The 3,887-nt window shown below is 67.6% G+C and carries 4 protein-coding genes; 1 reads left to right on the top strand and 3 read right to left on the bottom strand.

The features are described 5' to 3' along the window. A partial coding sequence (locus ACFDSW_RS15785) for a zinc-binding dehydrogenase (RefSeq protein WP_375251218.1) occupies positions 1 to 909 on the bottom strand: 909 nt, incomplete at its 3' end. Beyond that, positions 906 to 2,630 carry a thiamine pyrophosphate-binding protein gene (locus ACFDSW_RS15790; protein WP_375251219.1) on the bottom strand — a complete coding sequence of 575 codons (1,725 nt, stop codon included), beginning with the start codon at positions 2,628 to 2,630 and terminating at the stop codon, positions 906 to 908. The genes ACFDSW_RS15785 and ACFDSW_RS15790, both read right to left, overlap by 4 nt. Before the next feature lie 158 nt (positions 2,631 to 2,788). Here ACFDSW_RS15790 and ACFDSW_RS15795 point away from each other — a divergent pair, with 158 nt between their 5' ends. Beyond that, positions 2,789 to 3,559, top strand: coding sequence for a response regulator transcription factor (locus ACFDSW_RS15795; RefSeq protein WP_375251220.1), 771 nt, complete (start codon positions 2,789 to 2,791; stop codon positions 3,557 to 3,559). A 21-nt stretch (positions 3,560 to 3,580) separates the two neighbouring features. Here ACFDSW_RS15795 and ACFDSW_RS15800 read toward each other — a convergent pair. Then, positions 3,581 to 3,887, bottom strand: a 307-nt coding sequence (locus tag ACFDSW_RS15800; protein ID WP_375251221.1) for an SDR family oxidoreductase, incomplete at its 5' end; no start/stop codon positions are given.

Below are 3,887 nucleotides of genomic sequence, written 5' to 3' on the forward strand. Positions count from 1 at the left end.
CCGGAACTCTTCCGCGGAGTAAGCGAAAACGAATCGTAGCTGGATCGCCTTTTGAATCAGCAACGCAGGCTCGATCGCGTCCACCTCCATGCAGACGCCGACAACGACGATCGTCGCACCGACCGGACCACCCTCCGCCAGTGCGGTAAGCATGCCCGGGCGTCCAACGCATTCGAAGATCACCGCGCGCTTCGATGCGTCACCGGACGCCATGCTGTCGGACAGGCCGGCATAAAGCCCTTGCTGCGCCCACCAGCGCGTCACCGCATCCCCGTCCGGCGCCATCACCACGTCCGCACCCATCCGCTCCGCCATCGCGCGGCGCGAGGCGACGGGATCGACCGCCAGGATCGGCCCCAGCCCCATCGCACGCAGCCGCGCGATGACGAACAGCCCGACCGGGCCACAGCCGTGGACAGCAAAGACGCAGCCCGGCCCCACCTCCGCCTGGTTGACCGCATGGACCGCGACGGCCAGCGGCTCGGTCAGCGCGGCGATGTCGGTCGCGACATGGTCGGGCACCGCGAGCAGCGCATCCTCCTGCAACAGCATCCGCTCGGCAAAGGCGCCGTTGTACGTGTTGGAGAAACCGATCAGCGCCACGCCCTGATCGCCGACCAGGAATGGCTGCGACACCACACGCGCCCCACGCGGCAGGCCTGCGGCGGGCTCGACCAACTCGGCGCAGAATTCATGCCCCATCACCACCGGGCTGGCCGGATCCATGAAGCCGCGGAAACCGGCGCGGTGGAGCAGGTTGCACAAATGCACCGCATGGTCGCGCGCATGCAGGTCGCTGCCGCACACCCCGCAGGCGAGCGGTGCCGCCAGCGCCAGCCCGGTCGCCGGAACGGGCTCGGGTACGTCTTCCAGCGTCAGTCGCCCGTCGAGCAGAACCGCGGCCTTCACAGCTTGAAGTTCTCGTAATAGGGCACCATCACCTCGTCCGGCCCCGCCTCGCCCAGCATCGCCGAGGTCATCGGCAGCACCAGGTCGGCGTCGATCACCACGTCGATGCAGCCGGGCTTGCCCGATGCGAAGGCGCGCGCGATCGCCGGGCCGATGTCCTCCAATGTGGTGACACGCTCGCCGTACAGCCCGAACCCTTGCGCGATCTCGTGATATTTGATGTCGCCCAACACCGAGAGGCAGTTGTAATTGGGGCCGTACAAAATCTGCTGGCCGTGAATCGACTGCCCCCAGCAGCTGTTGTTCATCACGACGGTGACGATCGGTAGCCGTTGGCGCACCATCGTCTCGAATTCCTGCAGGTGGAAGCCGACCGCGCCATCGCCGGTGATCTGCACCACCGGCTTGCCCGGGCGCGCGTAAGCCGCACCCAGCGCGAAGCCGAACCCGATGCCGAGCGCGCCCAGCTGCCCGAAGGTCAGCACCCCGCCCGGATGGGCGACCCGCGCGTGATAGCCCGCCCAGAGTCCGGCCTCACCGCCCTCCAGCACGAAGCTGGTGCCCTCGGGCGAGCCCTCAACCGCGGCGCGGGTGGCGAAATAGGGGTTGATCTTGCCCGAGGCAGTCTCCTCGACGAACTCGGAGCCGACCGTGCTGGCGGCGGTGCGCAACACGTCGCGCCACGAATGAAAGCGCGCGGCGGGCTCATCCCAGGCGGCGGCGACCGCGTCCATGAAGGCGCCGACCTGCGCGGTGGTGGCGACCGCGGGTTCATGGATCAAACCGAACTCCGCGACATCGGCATGGACCTGCACGATCGGCGCATCCTCCGGGAAGAAGGTGCGCGTGCGCCCCCCCAGGAACAGTCCGAAACGCGAGCCGAGCATCAGGATCAGGTCGGGCGACTGCCCCTCCGCCCCCGCCACCGCGATGGCGCTGGGATCGTGCGCATAGGCCGGATGCGCCGGATCGACCAAGCCCAGCGCGCGACTGGAATGGACCACCGGGATGCCCAGCGTGTCGAGGAAGGCGGCGACCTGCGCCTGCGTCGCCTGATAGCGCGCCAGCCCGCCCAGGATCGCGACCGGACGCCGCGCCTTCTTCAGCAGCGCGACAACCGTATCGACCTGCTCCGGCATCGGCGCGGTGGGGACCGGCGCGACGGGCTTGGGCATCACCTCCGGCAGCTCCGCCGACTTCGCCAGCACGTCGATCGGCAGCTCCACGAACACCGGACCTGGCCGTCCGCCCAGCGCGATGGTGATCGCGTTCGCCAGTTGATCGGCGATGCGGTGCGGGTCGGTGATCCGGATCGCATGCTTTACCACCGGGCGCGCCATCGCGATCTGGTCGACCCCGCCCTGAAGGACGTTGAGCGCTTCCTCACGCAGCGGCGGCGCGCCCGCCATGAATAGCACCGGCACACCGTCCAGCCGCGCATTCGCCATCGACGTCAGCGCGTTGGTGAACCCCGGCCCGGCGGTAATCATGCACACGCCCAGCCCGCCGGTCACACGCGCCCAGCCCTCCGCGGCATGCCCCGCGCACGCCTCGTGCCGGGTATCGACCAGCGTGATGCCTTCATCGAGGAAGCCCTTGAACGCGGCGTCGAGGTGGCCGCCGTGAAGCGCGAAGATCGTCGTCACCCCCGCCGCCTTCATCGCCCGTGCGACGGCCATCCCGCCGTCGGTCGTCCGGTGCCGATCATCCGCGTCAGCCATCGCTCATTCCCATCCTTCACATTGCGGAGGCCATGCTAGTATGAAGCCGCGCTGGCGGGGACGGACGGAAATCCGTAAGCTGCATTGCGCGGAGGCGCGCGCTACATATCGAAAAGTCGAATCGACCCGACCAGAGCGGGCGGTCCAAGGAGAGCGAGATGGAACTGACGTTATCGGGCGATGCGCGCGTGTTCACGCGGCACATCGTCGACAGCTGCAGCCTCGACAGCGCGTCAATCTTCCTGTGCGACCGCACGGGGGCGGCGCCGCGCATCTGCTACCTCTTCCACCACAATATATCGCGCGAGTTGCAGGATCGGTATGAGCGGCATGCGATCTTCCATGAGGATCCGTTCACCGATCCCTCGATCCAGGAGCGCAAGGACATCGCCGACGATGACGGCGTTCTCCTGGCGAATGACCGCCGTTTGCGGGCCGGGCCTTCGCCCGCGCGCTACTGGCATTTTATGGTCGAGCATGACGTGCAGGTGGTTGGCGCCTCGACACGGCGCCTGCTGCCCGGGCTCTATGCGACCGTAGGGCTGCACCGCCGCCGCGCCGCGAAGGCAAAGGGCGACATCGTGTTTCCGCAACTCGACATGCTGACACGGCGGTTGCAGGATCTGATCGGCGGGCAGATGCTGCGCCAGTTGCTCAGCAGTGCGAACGGCCTGAGCAGCTTCCGCTCCAGCTATTTCGATCGCAGCGACGGTGCTTCCGCGCTTGTCGTCCAGCGGCTGTCTCCGCGCGAAATGGAGATCGCGACGCTGGTCTGTCAGGGCAAGCAGAACAAGGAAATCGCGTACTTGGCCGACCTGACCGAGCATACGGTCGAAAACCATTTGCGCCGCATCTATGCGAAGCTGTCGATTCACAATCGTTCGGCGCTGGTGGCGGCGATGGTCGCCGCCGGCACCGCCCCACACTGACGCGGCGCGCGCCGGCCGCGATCAGCGGACCGCAGTGTCCGCGCCCGCGAGGTGGCTGGCGCCGCCCAGCAACTTGGTGAAATTGGGCTGGCCGGTATGCGCGGTCATCCCGCCATCGATCACCAGATTGTGCCCGTTGATATAGGAGGCGTCGTCCGACGCCAGAAAAGAGATGGCCGCGGCGATTTCGTCCGGCCGCGCCGGTCGTGCCATCGGCAACACGCCATCATAAGCCTGCATGATCGTGGGGTTCCCGGTCAGTCCGGTTGCGAGCGGGGTGGCGGTGAGCCCCGGGCTGACCGCGTTGACGCGCACCGCCGGCGCATGG

It is taken from the genome of Sphingomonas sp., assembly GCF_042091075.1.
Lineage (GTDB): Bacteria > Pseudomonadota > Alphaproteobacteria > Sphingomonadales > Sphingomonadaceae > Sphingomonas.

Excerpts from the sequence above, each read along its gene's own strand:
- ACFDSW_RS15790 (WP_375251219.1), bottom strand. The coding sequence starts at position 2,630 with ATGGCTGACGCGGATGATCGGCACCGGACGACCGACGGCGGGATGGCC.
- ACFDSW_RS15795 (WP_375251220.1), top strand. The coding sequence starts at position 2,789 with ATGGAACTGACGTTATCGGGCGATGCGCGCGTGTTCACGCGGCACATC.